Source organism: Caballeronia temeraria (assembly GCF_001544795.2).
GTDB classification, from domain to species: Bacteria; Pseudomonadota; Gammaproteobacteria; order Burkholderiales; family Burkholderiaceae; genus Caballeronia; species Caballeronia temeraria.
On sequence record NZ_FCOI02000010.1, the window covers coordinates 215,113 to 231,149 of the forward strand.

At 64.0% G+C, this 16,037-nt stretch carries 15 protein-coding genes; 3 read left to right on the top strand and 12 right to left on the bottom strand.

Features of this window, described 5'->3' with window-relative positions:
* Window positions 1-33 precede the first annotated feature (33 nt).
* The 5 genes from AWB76_RS17080 to AWB76_RS17100 all read right to left on the bottom strand — a co-directional run bounded on the left by AWB76_RS17080 (window position 34) and on the right by AWB76_RS17100 (window position 5,958).
* Entirely contained in the window at window positions 34-336 is a 303-nt protein-coding gene (locus tag AWB76_RS17080) for a hypothetical protein (RefSeq protein ID WP_074171364.1), read from the bottom strand.
* 32 nt (window positions 337-368) lie between these two features.
* A complete protein-coding gene (gene ligD / locus AWB76_RS17085) occupies window positions 369-3,059 on the bottom strand; it encodes a DNA ligase D (RefSeq protein ID WP_061161298.1) in 2,691 nt (896 codons plus the stop codon).
* A gap of 4 nt (window positions 3,060-3,063) precedes the next feature.
* Window positions 3,064-3,975, bottom strand: a complete 912-nt coding sequence (gene ku / locus AWB76_RS17090; RefSeq protein ID WP_061161340.1) for a non-homologous end joining protein Ku — start codon at window positions 3,973-3,975, stop codon at window positions 3,064-3,066.
* Window positions 3,976-4,233: 258 nt separating this feature from the next.
* Complete coding sequence (locus AWB76_RS17095; protein ID WP_061161299.1) at window positions 4,234-4,785, bottom strand: DUF6013 family protein; 552 nt, start codon at window positions 4,783-4,785, stop codon at window positions 4,234-4,236.
* A gap of 156 nt (window positions 4,786-4,941) precedes the next feature.
* Window positions 4,942-5,958 (bottom strand): zinc-binding alcohol dehydrogenase family protein, encoded by a 1,017-nt coding sequence (locus AWB76_RS17100; protein ID WP_061161300.1) that lies wholly within the window; start codon window positions 5,956-5,958, stop codon window positions 4,942-4,944.
* Window positions 5,959-6,056: 98 nt separating this feature from the next.
* Between AWB76_RS17100 and AWB76_RS17105 the strand changes: the two genes are divergently transcribed.
* Window positions 6,057-7,013 (top strand): LysR family transcriptional regulator, encoded by a 957-nt coding sequence (locus tag AWB76_RS17105; protein WP_061161301.1) that lies wholly within the window; start codon window positions 6,057-6,059, stop codon window positions 7,011-7,013.
* 47 nt (window positions 7,014-7,060) lie between these two features.
* Complete coding sequence (serB, locus tag AWB76_RS17110; RefSeq protein ID WP_061161302.1) at window positions 7,061-7,900, top strand: phosphoserine phosphatase SerB; 840 nt, start codon at window positions 7,061-7,063, stop codon at window positions 7,898-7,900.
* A 39-nt stretch (window positions 7,901-7,939) separates the two neighbouring features.
* On the opposite strand, the gene AWB76_RS17115 is transcribed toward serB, so the two are convergent.
* The 5 genes from AWB76_RS17115 to rimO all read right to left on the bottom strand — a co-directional run bounded on the left by AWB76_RS17115 (window position 7,940) and on the right by rimO (window position 13,368).
* Entirely contained in the window at window positions 7,940-9,133 is a 1,194-nt protein-coding gene (locus tag AWB76_RS17115; RefSeq protein ID WP_061161303.1) for a cystathionine beta-lyase, read from the bottom strand.
* 66 nt (window positions 9,134-9,199) lie between these two features.
* Window positions 9,200-9,835: a hypothetical protein gene (locus AWB76_RS17120; RefSeq protein ID WP_061161304.1), complete on the bottom strand. Its 636-nt coding sequence runs from the start codon at window positions 9,833-9,835 to the stop codon at window positions 9,200-9,202.
* Between the two features lie 11 nt (window positions 9,836-9,846).
* Window positions 9,847-11,031 carry a beta-ketothiolase BktB gene (gene bktB, locus AWB76_RS17125; protein WP_061161305.1) on the bottom strand — a complete coding sequence of 395 codons (1,185 nt, stop codon included), beginning with the start codon at window positions 11,029-11,031 and terminating at the stop codon, window positions 9,847-9,849.
* 17 nt (window positions 11,032-11,048) lie between these two features.
* A complete protein-coding gene (locus tag AWB76_RS17130) occupies window positions 11,049-11,972 on the bottom strand; it encodes a sugar kinase (protein ID WP_061161306.1) in 924 nt (307 codons plus the stop codon).
* 4 nt (window positions 11,973-11,976) lie between these two features.
* Window positions 11,977-13,368: a 30S ribosomal protein S12 methylthiotransferase RimO gene (gene rimO / locus AWB76_RS17135; protein ID WP_096031315.1), complete on the bottom strand. Its 1,392-nt coding sequence runs from the start codon at window positions 13,366-13,368 to the stop codon at window positions 11,977-11,979.
* A 184-nt stretch (window positions 13,369-13,552) separates the two neighbouring features.
* On the opposite strand from rimO, the gene AWB76_RS17140 reads away from it, so the two are divergent.
* Window positions 13,553-14,338, top strand: coding sequence for a hypothetical protein (locus tag AWB76_RS17140; protein WP_061161308.1), 786 nt, complete (start codon window positions 13,553-13,555; stop codon window positions 14,336-14,338).
* A 64-nt stretch (window positions 14,339-14,402) separates the two neighbouring features.
* On the opposite strand, the gene phaR is transcribed toward AWB76_RS17140, so the two are convergent.
* Both phaR and AWB76_RS17150 read right to left on the bottom strand, forming a co-directional pair.
* Entirely contained in the window at window positions 14,403-14,978 is a 576-nt protein-coding gene (phaR, locus tag AWB76_RS17145; RefSeq protein ID WP_061161309.1) for a polyhydroxyalkanoate synthesis repressor PhaR, read from the bottom strand.
* A 154-nt stretch (window positions 14,979-15,132) separates the two neighbouring features.
* Window positions 15,133-15,873 carry a 3-ketoacyl-ACP reductase gene (locus AWB76_RS17150; RefSeq protein ID WP_061161310.1) on the bottom strand — a complete coding sequence of 247 codons (741 nt, stop codon included), beginning with the start codon at window positions 15,871-15,873 and terminating at the stop codon, window positions 15,133-15,135.
* Between the last annotated feature and the right edge of the window lie 164 nt (window positions 15,874-16,037).

Consider the following 16,037-nt stretch of genomic DNA (forward strand, 5'->3'; position numbering starts at 1 on the left):
GGTGCCATTCGGACAGGCTTTTCACCATACGGTTCATCGCTTCTTCGCGCCGGCGTCGTCGCTATTCGCGTTCGCGTGGGAATCGCGCTGCGTGTCGCGCTGATAGTCGTCGCCGCCGCGTCGATCCGTATCGACGAGACCGCGTTCGATGTCCTCATGCGCCTGCTTGCCGACATCGCGCGCGCCATGCTCGTGCTGCGATTCGACGTTCTGATCCGCTTCATGCGGCAGCGGCGCGTTCGATGCATCGTCGCGCGACTGCTTCTCGCGATCCTTGCTCGCCATTTCGCGTCCACGTTCGGGCACGCTCTCCGGTGCTGCATTCGACTGCTTCATGATCGTCTCCCTGAGCGAACCTGAATGAACACTCACTTGCGCGACCCGGTCAGCCCGAGCCGCTTCTTCATGTCCGCCGTGATCCGTTGACGGGACTTGCCGTAGCCCGCCCACGGATCGCCTTTCAACGCATCGAGCCGCTCGCGCACGTTGCCGATATGCCATTGATCGCCGCTTTTCACATCGTCGAGTTCGTCCCAGGAAATCGGCATCGATGCGCCGAGCCCCGGCCGCGCCCGCAGCGAGAATGCGGCGACCGTGCTCGATCCGCGGTTGTTGCGCAGATAGTCGATGAAGATCTTGCCCTTGCGATTCTGCATGCCCATCTTCGCGGAAAAGAGCTTGGGCAGCGTGCTCGCCATATGCTGCGCGACGGCCTGCGAGAAGTCCTTCATGTCGTCCCAGCTCGCATGTTTCGCGAGCGGCACGACCACGTGAAAGCCTTTCCCGCCGCTCGTCTTGCAGAACGATGCGAGACCGAGTTCGACGAGCAGATCTTTCGTGAGCCGCGCGGCCTCGATCATGCGCTCCCAGCCGACGCCTTCGCCCGGATCGAGATCGAACACCATGCGATCCGGCTTCTCGATGTTCGATGCCACCGCATTCCACGTATGCAGTTCGATCGTGCCCATCTGCGCCGTGCCGACGAGCGCCTTCGATGATTCGATGGTGAGCAGCGGCGGATGCCCCGGATCGATATCGGGATGCTGCGTGATGTGCGGAATCGCGAGCTTTGCGCTGTGCTTCTGAAAGAACAGTTCGCCGCCGATGTCCTCCGGCGCGCGCACGAGCGACACCGGCCGGTCCTTCAGATGCGGCAGCATCCAGTCGGCGACTGATGCGTAATACTCGACGACATCGAGCTTGGTCAGCCCCGTCGATTTATCGATCACGCGATCCGGATGGCTGATCTTCACGCCTTCGATTTCGGCCGAACTCGCCTTGGTCTTCTTTGCGGCGGTGCTCTTTTTCGCCGCGACTTTCTTCGCCGCCACCGGCTCTTCCTTCACGATCTGACGCGCGGGTTTATCGTCGCGCAGACTGACGAACGATGCTTGTCGCACGATCCGCTCCTTGGTCCATTCCGCGAAATTGCATTCGGCCACGAGTTCGGGCTTCACCCAGTGCACGCGCGTGCGGCTGCGTTCCTGCGGCTCGCTGGCAAAGGGCATGCGTTGGGTCTCGCGCTTGTCGAGTTCCTTCTTCACCGCGACGAGCATCGCGTGATCGAAACCCGTGCCGACGCGGCCCGCGTACTGCAGCTTGCCGTGCGTATCGTAGACGCCGAGCAGAAGCGCGCCGAAGTGCCCGCGGCTGCCCGATGGCTCCGAGTAGCCGCCGATCACGAACTCCTGTCGACGCCGGCACTTGAGCTTGATCCACGAATGGCTGCGACCCGAGACATACGTGCTGTCGATGCGCTTGCCGATGATGCCTTCCAGCGCCATGTCGCACGCGCTCTTCAGAAGCTCTTCGGCGTGAAAGGCGAAATCCTGCGAATAGCGCAGCACCGGATCGTCGACCGGTTCGATGAGCGCCTTCAGAATCGCGCGCCGCTGCACGAGCGGCACGTGGCGCAGGTCGTAGCCGTTCAGAAACGGCACGTCGAAGAAATACACGACGATGTCTTGCGGACGACCGGCATCGAACGCGTTTTGCAGCGCCTGAAAATCCGGCAGGCCGCGTTCGTCGAGCACCACGGCTTCGCCGTCGAGCCAGCCGCTTTCGATATCGAGCCTGTCGAGCGCCGTGATCTGCTTCGAGAATTTCGCGGTCCAGTCGTTGCCGTTGCGCGTATAGATGCGAATCTCGCGCTTCGTCTTCATCGTTTCGATGCGCACGAGCACACGATAGCCATCGAATTTTATTTCGTAGGCCCAATCATTTCCGCTCGGCGCGGTATCGAGCAGCGTCGCGAGTTGCGGCTTGAACGTCGCCGGCAGCTTCGCCTTGACGGCGCCTTCGATCGCCGGTTCGTGCGACAGCGTGCGCAACGATTCGGCGCTGCGATTCGCGACGATATCCGGATGCGCGTGGCCGTCTGCCGCTTTAGCCGTGGCCTTGCGCGTCGTGGTTTTCTTTGCGCTCGTCTTGCGTTCGGTGCGCTCGCGTAACGCGCCGCTCTTGTCGCGCGCGCCGAGCGACGCCGACATCACACTGCCCGGCTTCTTCAGCAGAATGTCGTATTCGGCTTCGGGCCGCGCTTCGTCGTCGCGTTCCTTGATGAGGAGCCACTGCTCCTTGTCGCCGCTGCCGCGCATATGGCTTTTCACGAGCGTCCAGCCGCCGTGCAGCTTTTCGCCGTCGAGCGTGAACTTGAGCTTGCCCTTCGCGTACTCGCGCGCCGCCTCTTCGACGCTGCCCGATTGCGGCGCCCACGTTCCGCGATCCCACACGATGACGCTGCCCGCGCCGTAATTGCCCTCGGGAATCTCGCCTTCGAACGAGCCGTAGTCGAGCGGATGATCCTCGACGTGCACCGCGAGCCGCTTCACCGACGGATCGAGGCTCGGCCCCTTGGGCACCGCCCATGACTTGAGCGCGCCGTCGAGTTCGAGACGAAAGTCGTAGTGCAGGCGGCGCGCGTCGTGTTCCTGGATCACGAAGGACAATGTGCTTTGCGCGGATTTTTTCGCGCGCGCAGTACGCTTTGCCGCGCCGGACGGCTCCGGCGTCTTGTCGAAACGCCGCATCCGTTGATAGGTGTCGAGTTTCTCGGCCATCGGCTTAAGCGCGTTTGCGGCGCGTCGTCTTGCGTGCGGGGCGCGCGGTTTCTTCTGCGGTTTCGTCGCTCGAATCGCCGTCGGATTGCGTGGCCTTGGCACCGCGTTTTACCGTGCCGCCGCCCTTCTTCAGACTGCGCTTGAGCAGTTCGGACAGGTCGAGAATATCCGCCGATGCCTTTTCCTCGCCGCTCTCGTCGACCTTCATCACTTCCGCGACCTTGCCTTCCTTCACCTTCTTGTCGACGAGCGCCATGATGTCGTCCTTGAAGGTGTCGTGATACTTCGCCGGGTCCCACGTGTCGCTCATATCGTCGATGAGCCGTTTGGCCATGTCGAGTTCCTTCGGCGTGACGCCCGCCTTCTTCGTATTCTCGTCCGGGAATTTGAACTCGCTGAAGTCGCGCACTTCGTCGCCCCAGCGCAGCGTATTGAGCGCGAGCGCCGGCCCGACCGGAATCAGCGCCGCCAGATGCTGCTTGTTGTGCAGCACGACGCTCGCGATGCCCACCTTGCCGGTGTCCTTCAGCGCGTCACGAAGAAGCGCGTAGACCTTTTCGCCCTTGCGATCGGGCGCGAGATAGTACGGCGTATCGAGCGAAAGGAACGAGATGTCGGGCGCGTCGACGAAGGCGAGAATGTCCACCGTCTGCGTCGATTCGGGGTTGGCCGCGCGGATTTCGGCGTCGGTCATCACGACGTATTTGCCCTTTTCATACTCGAAGCCGCGCACGATGTTGTCGCGCGTGACTTCCTTGCCCGTGTTCTTGTTGATCTGCTTGTAGCCGATCGGGTCCATCGAACGCTTGTCGAGCAGATTGAAGCCGACCTTCTCCGACTGCGTCGCCGGATAGAGTTGCACGGGCACGTGGACCAGCCCGAAGCTGATCGCGCCTTTCCAGATCATATGCGGCATCGTGGCACCTTCGCTATCGGATTTCGCGCGCGGATTTTGGCGCGGCATCGACAGGAATCGCACGAAGCGTGCCAAGCGGTGCGGGCGCGCCGCGTCGTGTGCCGGCCGTGCGCAGCGGCGCGCGTCGGACACCGCGATCTGTAAGCTTTACTGACGATGGGCGCCATCGACTCGAATTCGATGGGCGGCGACATCCAAGACCGTTAGTTGCGATACGAAGATAAAAAAACGCGCCGAACGAATCGGCGCGTCAGACTGCTATTTCCGGCTCGCCGTCACGGTCAACTGCGTGCCGTCGTCCAGCGTGACGGTTTTCTTCGATCCGGTGGACGTCGGCATCGAGAAACGCACGATCTGGCTGAAGCGGTTATCGACGGGACATTGCAGCGTCTTGCCGCCCACGGTCACTTTGCTCGTGCCCTTCGGCGCGTAGGCGCGAAAGCTGATCTGCACGTTTGCCGAACCGTTGTCCGCGACGACCGGCGCGAAGCGGATCTGCACCTGCCGCACCGCCTGCCCGTCCGCGCTTTTCGGCACCGATGCCGCCTGCGGACAGCCGTCCGGCACCGGTTGCGCGCCGCTCGCCGCCGCGCCTTGCCAGGTGAAGTCGTCGGTCTGACCCGAGCGGATAGTGCGCGTTTCCTGTTCGTTGCCGAAATTCTTCGACGCCATTTTCACCGTGTACTTGATGGGGCCGTCATTGGGCGCTTCGGAGAGAACCTTGATGCCTGGCGTCGCGTGGGCGGTCGCTGTGAACAGCGCGAGCGCGGCGACGGAAACGATGCGACGAACGTTCAAACGACGATTCATGCCGCCACCTCCGTATCGAGCGCTATGAAGGAAGGCCGGCGCCGCGAAGCGCCAGCGTGCCGTAAGGCCGATTCAGTCTAGCGCCCCGCATGACGGCTCATCCTAGTGGAAAACCCGAGTGAGCAGCAACGTCGATGACGTTCGTCAACGCCACGATCAGAAGCCGGTCAGCACCAGCTTGCCGACGGTGCGCCCTTCTTCCAGCAGGCGATGCGCCTCGCGCAGATTCGCGGCATCGATCTTGCCGAGATCGCGGCCGAGCGTCGTGCGGATCGTGCCTGCGTCGATCAGCCGCGCCACTTCGGACAGCAGCTTGTGCTGCTCGATCATGTCGGGCGTCCTGAACATCGCGCGCGTGAACATGAACTCCCAGTGAAACGCCGCGCTCTTCGATTTCAGCAATTCGACCGCAACGGGTTTCGCATTCTCGACGATCGTCGCAATGCCGCCTTGCGGCTTGATGACTTCGGCGGCGGCGGGAAAATGCGTGTCAGTGTCGTTGAAAATCAGCACGTAATCGACCTGGGCAAAGCCGATGTCCTTCATCTGCTTCGGAATGTCCTCGAAGTGATTGACGATGTGATCCGCGCCGAGATCTTCGGCCCATTTCGCCGATTCGGGCCGCGAGGCCGTCGCGATCACCTGAAGCTTCGCGACGCGCTTGGCGAGCTGAATGCCGATCGAGCCGACGCCGCCCGCCCCGCCGATGATCAGCACCGACTTCCCCGCATCCTTGCCTTCCGCCGACACGCCGAGCCGCTCGAAGAGCGCTTCCCATGCGGTGATCGTCGTGAGCGGCAGCGCGGCGGCGCAGGTGAAGTCGAGCGATTTCGGCTTCGCGCCGACGATGCGCTCGTCGACCAGATGAAACTCGCTGTTCGCGCCCTGACGCGTGATGTCGCCCGCGTAGTAGACCGGATCGCCGACCTTGAAGAGCGTCACGTCCGGCCCGACGGCTTCCACGACGCCCGCCGCGTCCCAGCCGAGCACGCGCGGCGTCTCTTCCACCTTGTCCTTCGGCGCGCGCACTTTCGTGTCGACGGGATTGACCGCGATCGCCTCGATCTTCACGAGCAGATCGCGGCCGGTGGGCGCCGGCTTGTCGACTTCGATGTCGATAAGCGCTTCGGGATTGGAAATCGGGAGATAGCGGGTCAGGCCGATGGCTTTCATGTGTTGCTCCACAAAGAGGATTTGCCTCGATCTTAAAGCGTGTCCGTCATCTCGAAAACCGCCATAATCGCTGAAACATTTTTCGGAAAATCCATCAAATGGCGAGCGATTTTCTGACGGAGGGCACGACGCGCGAGCGCCTCGATCTGCTCGACGTCAGCCTCTTCATGCGCGCGGCGGCGCTGGCGAACCTCTCGTCGGCGGCGCGGGAGTTCGGTTTGTCGCCGGCGGTGGCGAGCGCGCGCATCGCCGGGCTGGAGCGCATGCTCGGCGCGCGGCTCTTGCACCGCACGACGCGGCGCGTCTCCGTCACGCAGGAAGGCGAAATCTTCGCGGCGCACGCGCGCGAACTGCTCGATGCCGCCGACGCCGCGCGCGCGTCGGTCGGGCGCGCGCGGGAGCATCCGCACGGACGGCTGCGCGTGACGATGCCCTCCTCGCTCGGCCGCCAGCACATCTCGCCGCTGATTCCCGCGTTCTTGCGCGAGTATCCCGGCGTGACCGTCGAGTTGCGCATGACCGATCAGATCGTCGATCTCGTCGATGAAGGCATCGATCTCGCGATTCGCATCGGCGCGCTGAAGGATTCGACGCTCATCGCGAAAAAGCTCGCGAGCAACCGGCGCGTGCTGTGCGCATCGCCCGCGTATCTCGCCGAACACGGCATGCCGCGCCATCCCGCCGATCTCGTCGATCACGAATGCGTGATCCTCGCCGATCAGCGCGACTGGAGTTTCGTCACGCCGACGGGCGTCATCGACGTGCGCGTGTCCGGGCGGCTCGTCACGGACAACGGCGAAGTGATCCGCGATGCGCTCGCGGCGGGCATCGGCATCGGGCTGAAATCGACGTGGAGCGTCGCGCCCCTGCTTTCGAGCGGCGAGCTTGTCACCGTGCTCGACGATTACCCGCTCGCGCAGACCGTCGCGATCTGGGCCGTGTATCCGAGCCGCGCGTTCGTGCCGCCGAAGACGCTCGCGTTCATCGAGTTCCTCGCGGCGCAGTTCGGCGAGCCGCCTTACTGGGATGTCGATCCGGCGCGCGTGCAGCGCTGAAGGTTCTTTACAATGGCGGTTTCCGCCTTTCTGCGCTTTCCGCTCCGATGAATCTCGTCATTCAAAGCCTCGCCCCGATCTCCGATTCGCACTTGCGCCCGCTCGCCGCGCTCGCCCGTTCGAAGGCAACCCAGCGCGTCGACGACACGCTGCTGCGCCTCGTCGACGCCGATCCGCTGCAACGTCCCGACATCGACGTCTATTGCGGCACGCACGCGCTCGATTACGCGTACGTCGAGCCGGCCGCGAAGCTCGCCGATTTCGGCCTCGTCGCGATGGACATGGATTCGACGCTCATCACGATCGAGTGCATCGACGAAATCGCGGATTTCTGCGGGCTGAAGGCCGAAGTCGCGGCGATCACGGAAGCGTCGATGCGCGGCGAGATCAAGGACTTCAACGAAAGCCTCACGCGGCGCGTCGCGCTGTTGAAAGGACTCGACGCGAGCGCGCTCGAACGCGTCTACGAAGAGCGCCTGCAACTTTCGCCGGGCGCGGAACGCATGCTCGACGGCGCGCGCGCCGCCGGCCTGAAGACGCTGCTCGTGTCGGGCGGATTCACGTTTTTCACCGAGCGTCTGAAGGCGCGGCTCGGCCTCGATTACACGCGCGCGAACACGCTCGAAATCGTCGATGGCAAGCTGACCGGCAAGGTCGTCGGGGAAATCGTGAACGCGGACGTGAAGGCGCGCACGCTCATCGAGACCTGCGCGCAGATCGGCATCGATCCGACGCGCGCCATCGCGATGGGCGACGGCTCGAACGATCTCAAGATGATGGCGGAAGCGGGTTTGTCGGTGGCGTTTCGCGCGAAGCCGGTCGTGCGGCAGGCGGCGAGCGTCGCGTTCAACTTCGTCGGGCTGGACGGGTTGTTGCGGCTGTTCTGAACGCTGTCGAAACGGCGCCTCTGCGGCGCCGTTCTTCATTCAGGCAAACGCCTTGGCGAGCGCGGCTTCGAGATCCGCGCGCAAATCCGCTTCCGCTTCCAGGCCGATATAGAAGCGCACCAGCACGCCCTCATGCGGCCATTGCGATGCGGTGCGCATCGAGCGGATGTTGTACGGCATCGCGAGGCTGTGCGCGCCGCCCCAGCTCCAGCCGATCGAGAACAGATCAAGCGCTTCGACGAAGGCATCGACCTGAGCGGACGTATAACGGCCATCGAAGACGATCGAGAACAGGCCGCCCGCGCCGCCCGTGAAATCGCGCGCATAGAATTCGTGGCCAGGACAATCCGCGAGCGCCGGATGCAGCACCGCCGTCACTTCCGGGCGCGTCTTGAGCCACTGCGCGAGCGCGAACGCCGTGCGGTCGTGGGCTTCGTAACGCGCTTTCATCGACGGCAGGCTGCGCAGCACGAGCGACGCATCGTCCGCCGACACGCCGATACCCATGCGCATGCGCGCGCGCTTCAGCTTCTTGTGCAACTCCGCATCGCGCGTGATGGTCGCGCCCATCAGAATATCGCTGCCGCCCGATTGATACTTCGTCAACGCCTGCACGGAAATATCGACGCCATGCTCGAACGGCTTGAACGTGAGGCCCGCGGAGTACGTGTTGTCGATCGCCGTGACGATGCCCTTCGCGCGCGCGACGGCGACGATCGCCGGCACGTCCTGCACTTCCATCGTCACCGAACCGGGCGCTTCGAGCCAGATCAGCTTCGTGTTCGGACGGATCGAATCGGCGATGCCCGCGCCGGTCATCGGATCGTAATAGGTCGCTTCCAGCCCAAAATCCTCGACGAGCCAGTCGGCGTGATCGCGATTCGGGCCGTATGCGTTGTCGGGGATCAGAACGTGATCGCCCGCCTTCACGAGACCGAAGTAGACGTTGGAGATCGCCGCGAGCCCGGACGGCTGCAGGAGCGCGAACTCGCCGCCCTCGATCGCGGCGAGACGCTGCGCGAGCGCGATGGTCGTCGGCGTGCCGTGCAGGCCGTAGCGCCACTTCGAGTCGTCGCTCCAGACGAGCGAGCGCATCGACGCGAGATCGGGAAACACGACCGTCGAGGCGCGCGCGACCGGCACCGAGAACGACTCGAAGCCGGGCGTGATGCGGTCCTCAGGCTGAACGATGCGGGTTTGCAGATCGCGGTCCTTGTTGCTGGAATCAGTCATGACTTTGCAATACGGAATGAAAAGAGACCGCCGCCGGAACGCCCGGCGGGGTGAAGACAAAGCGAATCATTCGCCGATGATGACGTTGCTCGTGCCGCCGACGGCATTCTTCGGCGGCGCAGGCGGCGCGGGTTCCAGCGACGGTGCGGGCGGCGCCCTGGCCGCGCCTGTCGCCGGCAAGGTCTGGCCGGGCACGGCGGGACGCAGGTCGAAGGGTTGCGCGTTCGAATCGTCCGGGTCCATGCGCTCGCCCGACACGCTGCCGTCCGCCGCGAACTTGCCGACCCAGTTGCCCGTGATGTGCGTGCCGTCGTTCGATTCCTCGATCTCGAGCGTGTCGCCGTCGCGATCGCCCGCGACGAGAATCACGTTCGGGCTGCCCGCGAACTTGTATTCGCCGTGCACGCCGGACGGCTCGTCGGTTTTCGCGCCGAGCTTCATTTCGATCTGCCTGTCGCCGAGCGTGCCGACGTAGCGCGGGAAACGTGCGAACTCTGGATTCGGCGTGAGCGGCTTCTGCGGCGGCAGCGCGAGTTCCTTGATGGCGGCCTGCGCGCCGTGCGCGTCGGCGCCCGCCGGTTCGCGCTGACCGGACGCGAGCACGCCGGACGCGCCCGTCGGCATCGGCGAATTGCAGCCGGCGAGCGCCGCGATCAGAGTCAAAGCCGCGGCGATGCGCGGCCCTTTCATGCTTCGAATCATCCTTCCGTCCTTCAGATACGCTCGAAAATCGCCGCGATGCCCTGCCCGCCGCCGATGCACATCGTCACGAGCGCGTAACGCCCGCCGATGCGCTGCAGCTCGTACAGCGCCTTCACCGTGATGAGCGCGCCGGTCGCGCCGATCGGATGTCCGAGCGAAATGCCCGAGCCGTTCGGATTGACCTTCGCGGGATCGAGCTTCAGTTCCTGCGACACGGCGCACGCCTGCGCGGCGAACGCCTCGTTAGCTTCGATGACGTCGAGATCGTCGACCGTCAGGCCCGCGCGTTCCAGCGCCTTCTGCGTCGCCGGAACCGGGCCGATGCCCATGATCTTCGGATCGACGCCCGCGTGCGCATACGCGACGAGGCGCGCGAGCGGATGCGCGCCGCGCTTCTGCGCGACGGACCGCTCCATCAGCACGACTGCCGCCGCCGCGTCGTTGATGCCCGACGCGTTGCCCGCCGTCACCGTGCCGTTTTCCTTCGCGAACACGGGCCTGAGCTTCGCGAAATCGTCCGCCGTCGCGTTCATGCGCACGTGCTCGTCGCGCTCGAACACGGTGTCGCCCTTCTTCGACGCGAGCGTGATCGGCAGAATCTGGTCCTTGAAATAGCCGGCTTCGATCGCCTTCGCCGCGCGCCGGTGCGATTCGAGCGCGAGCGCGTCCTGCATCTCGCGCGTGATGCCGAATTTCGCGGCGACGTTTTCGGCCGTCACGCCCATGTGGATCTTGTCGAACGGATCGTTCAGCGCGCCGACCATCATGTCGACGATGCGCGTATCGCCCATGCGCTGTCCGAAGCGCGCGGCGGGCATGATGTACGCCGCGCGGCTCATGCTTTCCGCGCCGCCGCCGATGGCGACATCGGCATCGCCGAGCAGAATGGACTGCGACGCCGAGACGATCGCCTGCAGGCCCGAGCCGCACAGGCGGTTCACCGTGAGCGCGGGCGCGTGCTGCGTGACGCCGCCGTCGAGCGCCGCGACGCGCGCGAGATACATGTCGCGCGGCTCGGTATGCACGACGTTGCCGAACACGACATGGCCGACTTCATCGCCGCCGACGTTCGCGCGGGAGAGCGCCTCGCGCACGACGCGCGCGCCGAGATCGGTCGGACTGAAGTCCTTCAGCGAGCCGCCGAAATCGCCGATCGCCGTGCGCACGCCGCTTACCACCACCACTTCACGTTGCATGTTGCCGTCTCCGTTGGTTATTCGGCGAGCGCGCGTTCCACGGTCGCCCGGGTCGGAATCGGCGCGACCGCGCCGAAGCCTTGCGTCGATAAAGCCGCTGCGGCGTTCGCATAGCGCGCCGCCGCGAAGGGATCGTCACCGGCGACGATGCGCGCGATGAACGCGCCGCCGAAACAGTCGCCCGCGCCGGTCGCATCGACCGCCTGCACGACGCGGCCCGGCACCACGCGCCGCTCATCGGGCGTCGCGATATAGGCGCCTTCCTTGCCGAGCTTGAGCGCAACGACTTTCGGGCCGAGATTCAGCAGCGCGTCGACGATCGCGTCCTTGTCTTCGTGGCCGGTGAGCAGCGTCACGTCGTCCCAGCTCGGCAGGCAGATATCCGTCGAACGGATGGCTTCGAGCATCACCGCGCGGGCGCGCGCGAGCGGCCACAGCTTCAGGCGCAGGTTCGTATCGAAGCTGACCTTGACGCCGTGCGAGCGCGCGTGATCGATCGCGGCGAGCGCGGCGTCGCACGCGGACACGCCGATCGCGAGACTGATGCCCGACAGATGCACGACCTTCGCGGCGGCGATCGCATCGAGCGGCAGATGCGACGGCGCGTAGCGGCTCGCGGCCGAGCCCGCGCGCAGATAGTCGAAGCGATGCCCGTTCTCGCCGTGCGACACGAAATAGACGCCCGTGGGCGCGTCGTGATCGATGCGCACCGTCGATGTATCCACGTTTTCCGAGCGCCACAGATCGAGCAGCAACTGCCCGAACTGATCGTTGCCGACGGCGGACACGAAGCCCGTCGCCGCACCCTGGCGCGATGCCGCGATCAGAAAGTTGGAGACATCGCCGCCGAAGCCTTGCAGATAGTTCGGCTGATCGCGCGTCGACTGATTGAACTCGATCATGGCCTCGCCGAGCGCGAGGACGTGCGGCATCGCTGGCATGGATTTAGACCTCGCCCCAGAGATCGTGGCCATCGGCGCCGGTGATCTTCACCGACACGAAGTCGCCGGCCTTGTAGCGCTTCGATGCCTTCGTCGCCGGCGCGATGTACACGACGCCGTCGATTTCCGGCGCATCCGCCGCCGTGCGGCCGATGCCGCCTTCGGCGCTCACTTCATCGACGAGCACTTTTAGCGTCTTGCCGACCTTCTTCTTCATGCGCTTCGCCGACAGTTCCTCGGCCAGCTCCATGAAGCGCGCGCGGCGTTCCTCGCGCACGTCGTCGGGCAATGCGCCCTCGAGTTCGTTCGCGGTCGCGCCTTCGACCGGCGAGTAAGCGAAGCAGCCGACGCGATCCAGATCCGCTTCCTTGAGAAAGTCGAGCAGTGTCTGAAACTGCTCTTCCGTTTCGCCCGGAAAGCCCGCGATGAACGTGCTGCGGATCGTCAGATCGGGACAGATCTCGCGCCACGTCTTCACGCGCTCGAGCACCTTTTCGGCGTTGGCCGGGCGCTTCATGCGCTTCAGCACTTCGGGATGCGCGTGCTGGAACGGCACGTCGAGATACGGCAGCACGTGGCCGCGCAGCGGGCCTTCGGCCATCATCGGGATGACGTCGTCGACGCTCGGATACGGATACACGTAATGCAGGCGCACCCACGCGCCGTACTGCGCGGCGAGTTCGCCGAGCGCACCGACGAGATCGGTCATGCGCGTCTTGAGCGGCTTGCCATTCCAGAAGCCCGTGCGGTATTTCACGTCGACGCCATACGCGCTCGTGTCCTGCGAGATCACGAGCAGCTCCTTCACGCCGGACTTGAAGAGATTTTCGGCTTCGAGCATGACTTCGGCGACGGGGCGCGAGACGAGATCGCCGCGCATCGACGGAATGATGCAGAACGTGCAGCGGTGATTGCAGCCTTCCGAAATCTTGAGGTACGCGTAGTGGCGCGGCGTGAGCTTGATGCCGGCGGGCGGCACGAGGTCGGTGAACGGATCGTGCGGTTTCGGCAGATGCGTGTGCACCGCGTTCATCACTTCGTTGGTCGCGTGCGGGCCGGTGACGGCGAGCACCTTCGGATGCACTTCCTCGATGAGGCCCGAGCCGCTCGCGCTCTTTTTCGCGCCGAGGCAGCCGGTGACGATGACCTTGCCGTTTTCGGAGAGCGCCTCGCCGATGGCGTCGAGACTTTCTTGCACAGCCTCGTCGATGAAACCGCAGGTGTTGACGACGACGAGATCCGCGCCGTCATACGTGCCGGAGATTTCGTAACCTTCGGCGCGAAGCTGGGTCATGATCTGCTCGGAATCGACGAGCGCTTTCGGGCAGCCGAGCGACACCATGCCGATTTTCGGCGCGGGAGTCGTCTTGGCGGTTGAATCTAAAGAATTTTTCACGGGAACGATGTCTTGTGGGAGCGCACGAGGCCAATCGACTATTTTACCCCGGAGCGCCGAAAGACCGGATTTCCCGGGCTTTCCGTCCTTGTCCGATTCCCTTCGCCGGCCGGGCATCGCACATTCGGTGACCCACGCGGATTCGCCGCGCCTTTCATCGCTTCGATCTCACCCATCGCCGTTCATGCTCGATCCTTCCGCTCTGCGCCATTTCAACCCGCTTTTCATCACGCCTTGCTACTCGGGCCAGGTTACGTCCGGCTATGCCACCAGCATGCTGACGCTCACCAACGAGCTCTGGCGTCTCGGCGTGCAAGGCTCGATGCGCATCAAGTCCGGCGAAAGCCTCGTCACGCGCGCGCGCAATGAAGCCGTCGCGCATTTTCTCGCTCAGAAACAGCACACGCATCTTTTCTGGATCGACGCCGATATCGGCTTCACGCCGGATCAGGCGCTGCGTCTGTTGCTCGCGGACCGCGATGTCGTCACCGGCGTGTATCCGCGCAAACGCATCGACTGGACGGGCGAGATTCCCGCCGGCCTCACGCAGGAGCAATTCCTCACGCGCGCATTGCGCTATCCGGTGAATTCCAGCGATGGTGCGCGCATGACCGTGGACGACGACGGCTTCATCGAAGTGGACGAAGCGCCCACGGGATTCATGTGCATCCGCCGCTCGGTGCTCGAAACGATGATCGCGCGCATGCCCGATCTGCAATACGTCCCCGACGCGCCGCCCGATTCGCCGCTGCACGGCTACTGCTATCGCTTCTTCGACGTGATGGTCGAGCGCGAAACCGGGCGCTATCTGTCGGAGGACTACGCGTTTTGCCGCCGCTGGCGCGATCTGGGCGGAAAGGTCTACGTGGATGCCCGCTCGAAGCTCGCGCACCACGGCTCGTTCACGTATCGCGGCGATTTCGGCGCGGCCTTCGCGCAGGATCCGGCGAGAGCCGTAGGCGGAGCCTAAGCAAACGGCGCGCCCGCTCACGCCGAGGCGCGCGACCCCGGCCGCATGCGCCCTTCCGGATGACTTACTTCTTCTCCGTCGACGTAGGCGTGGGCGTCGGAAACGGGAACGTGTTGAACATCGACTTCGCCTGCGACTGCATCTGCTCCTGCATCTGCACGAACATGTTCTTCGACTGCTCGATGTAGCTCGTCATCATGCCCTGCATCATCGGCGCCTGCATGTTCATGAACTGCGACCAGACTTCCGGATTGAGCGCGTTGCCGTCGTAGATGCCCTTGCTCTGCTCGGTCAGCTTCTGCTGGATGTCGATGAACGCCTGGATGTTCTTTTCCAGATACGTGCCCATCATGCCCTGCATCGCATGGCCGTAGAAGCGGATGATCTGCGAGAGCATCACCGACGAGAACATCGGCAGGCCACCGCTCTCTTCTTCCAGAATGATCTGCAGAAGGATGCTGCGCGTGAGGTCGTCATTGGACTTCGCGTCGAGTACCTTGAAGTCTTCCTGATCGAGCACGAGTTGCTTCACATCCGACAACGTGATGTAAGTGCTCGTCTCCGTGTCATACAGCCGACGGTTCGGATATTTTTTGATGAGTCGTTCGGCGGCTTTCTTTGTAGTAGTAGTGGTGGTCATTTAACGCCTTTAAACGCAAAACTTTACTGCGATGGCAGCAAGCAGGTCTTGCGTTGTCGCAAAAAAGCGCTGCTGCATGTTCGCCGCACGTTGATAAATCCGGCGAGAAGCGGCCTCCCGCGCGCCGGTGAGCGTCGCGGGAGGCCGCCGCCCGTCAGCCCATATGCAAGCCGCCGTTCAGCGAGAAGTCCGCGCCGGTCGCGAAACCGGATTCGTCCGACGCGAGCCACGCGCAGATCGAGCCGATTTCGTCGGGCGTGCCGAGACGCCGCACCGGAATCGTCGCGACGATCTTTTCCAGCACTTCCGGACGGATCGCCTTCACCATGTCCGTACCGATATAACCCGGCGACACGGTGTTGACCGTCACGCCCTTGGTCGCCACTTCCTGCGCGAGCGCCATCGTGAAGCCGTGAATGCCGGCCTTGGCGGTCGAGTAGTTCGTCTGGCCGAACTGGCCCTTCTGCCCGTTCACCGACGAAATGTTGATGATCCGGCCAAAGCCGCGCTCGACCATGCCGTCGATGACCTGCTTCGTCACGTTGAAGAGGCTCGTCAGGTTCGTGTCGATGACGGCGGTCCAGTCTTCGTGCGTCATCTTGCGGAACACGACGTCGCGCGTGATGCCCGCGTTGTTCACGAGGACATCGACCTCGCCGACTTCGGCCTTGACCTTGTCGAACGCGTTCTTGGTCGATTCCCAGTCGCCGACGTTGCCTTCCGAGGCGATGAATTCGAAGCCGAGCGCCTTCTGGTCTTCCAGCCATTTCACCCGGCGCGGCGAATTCGGGCCGCAGCCCACGACGACCGTAAAGCCATCTTTAAGCAGGCGCTGGCTGATGCTGGTGCCGATGCCGCCCATCCCGCCGGTTACATACGCTATACGCTTCGCCATTCCTCACTCCATTTTCGTTATGCGGACGGCGATCTCCGTGCCGCCCGCCGGCCCTTCCCAATCCCGCCAGTGACTATCTGTGACTTATTACGGACGTTCCACCGCCAGCGCGACACCCATGCCGCCGCCGATACACAGCGACGCCAGACCCTTCTTCGCGTCGC

Bases quoted from the DNA above. Each gene is read 5' to 3' on its own strand.
- AWB76_RS17150 (WP_061161310.1), bottom strand. From the start codon at position 15,873: ATGGCGAAGCGTATAGCGTATGTAACCGGCGGGATGGGCGGCATCGGC.
- AWB76_RS17105 (WP_061161301.1), top strand. From the start codon at position 6,057: ATGGCGAGCGATTTTCTGACGGAGGGCACGACGCGCGAGCGCCTCGAT.
- AWB76_RS17130 (WP_061161306.1), bottom strand. From the start codon at position 11,972: ATGCCAGCGATGCCGCACGTCCTCGCGCTCGGCGAGGCCATGATCGAG.
- bktB (WP_061161305.1), bottom strand. From the start codon at position 11,031: ATGCAACGTGAAGTGGTGGTGGTAAGCGGCGTGCGCACGGCGATCGGC.
- ku (WP_061161340.1), bottom strand. From the start codon at position 3,975: ATGCCGCATATGATCTGGAAAGGCGCGATCAGCTTCGGGCTGGTCCAC.
- serB (WP_061161302.1), top strand. From the start codon at position 7,061: ATGAATCTCGTCATTCAAAGCCTCGCCCCGATCTCCGATTCGCACTTG.
- ligD (WP_061161298.1), bottom strand. From the start codon at position 3,059: ATGGCCGAGAAACTCGACACCTATCAACGGATGCGGCGTTTCGACAAG.
- AWB76_RS17115 (WP_061161303.1), bottom strand. From the start codon at position 9,133: ATGACTGATTCCAGCAACAAGGACCGCGATCTGCAAACCCGCATCGTT.
- AWB76_RS17140 (WP_061161308.1), top strand. From the start codon at position 13,553: ATGCTCGATCCTTCCGCTCTGCGCCATTTCAACCCGCTTTTCATCACG.
- AWB76_RS17095 (WP_061161299.1), bottom strand. From the start codon at position 4,785: ATGAATCGTCGTTTGAACGTTCGTCGCATCGTTTCCGTCGCCGCGCTC.
- AWB76_RS17100 (WP_061161300.1), bottom strand. From the start codon at position 5,958: ATGAAAGCCATCGGCCTGACCCGCTATCTCCCGATTTCCAATCCCGAA.
- AWB76_RS17080 (WP_074171364.1), bottom strand. From the start codon at position 336: ATGAAGCAGTCGAATGCAGCACCGGAGAGCGTGCCCGAACGTGGACGC.
- phaR (WP_061161309.1), bottom strand. From the start codon at position 14,978: ATGACCACCACTACTACTACAAAGAAAGCCGCCGAACGACTCATCAAA.
- AWB76_RS17120 (WP_061161304.1), bottom strand. From the start codon at position 9,835: ATGATTCGAAGCATGAAAGGGCCGCGCATCGCCGCGGCTTTGACTCTG.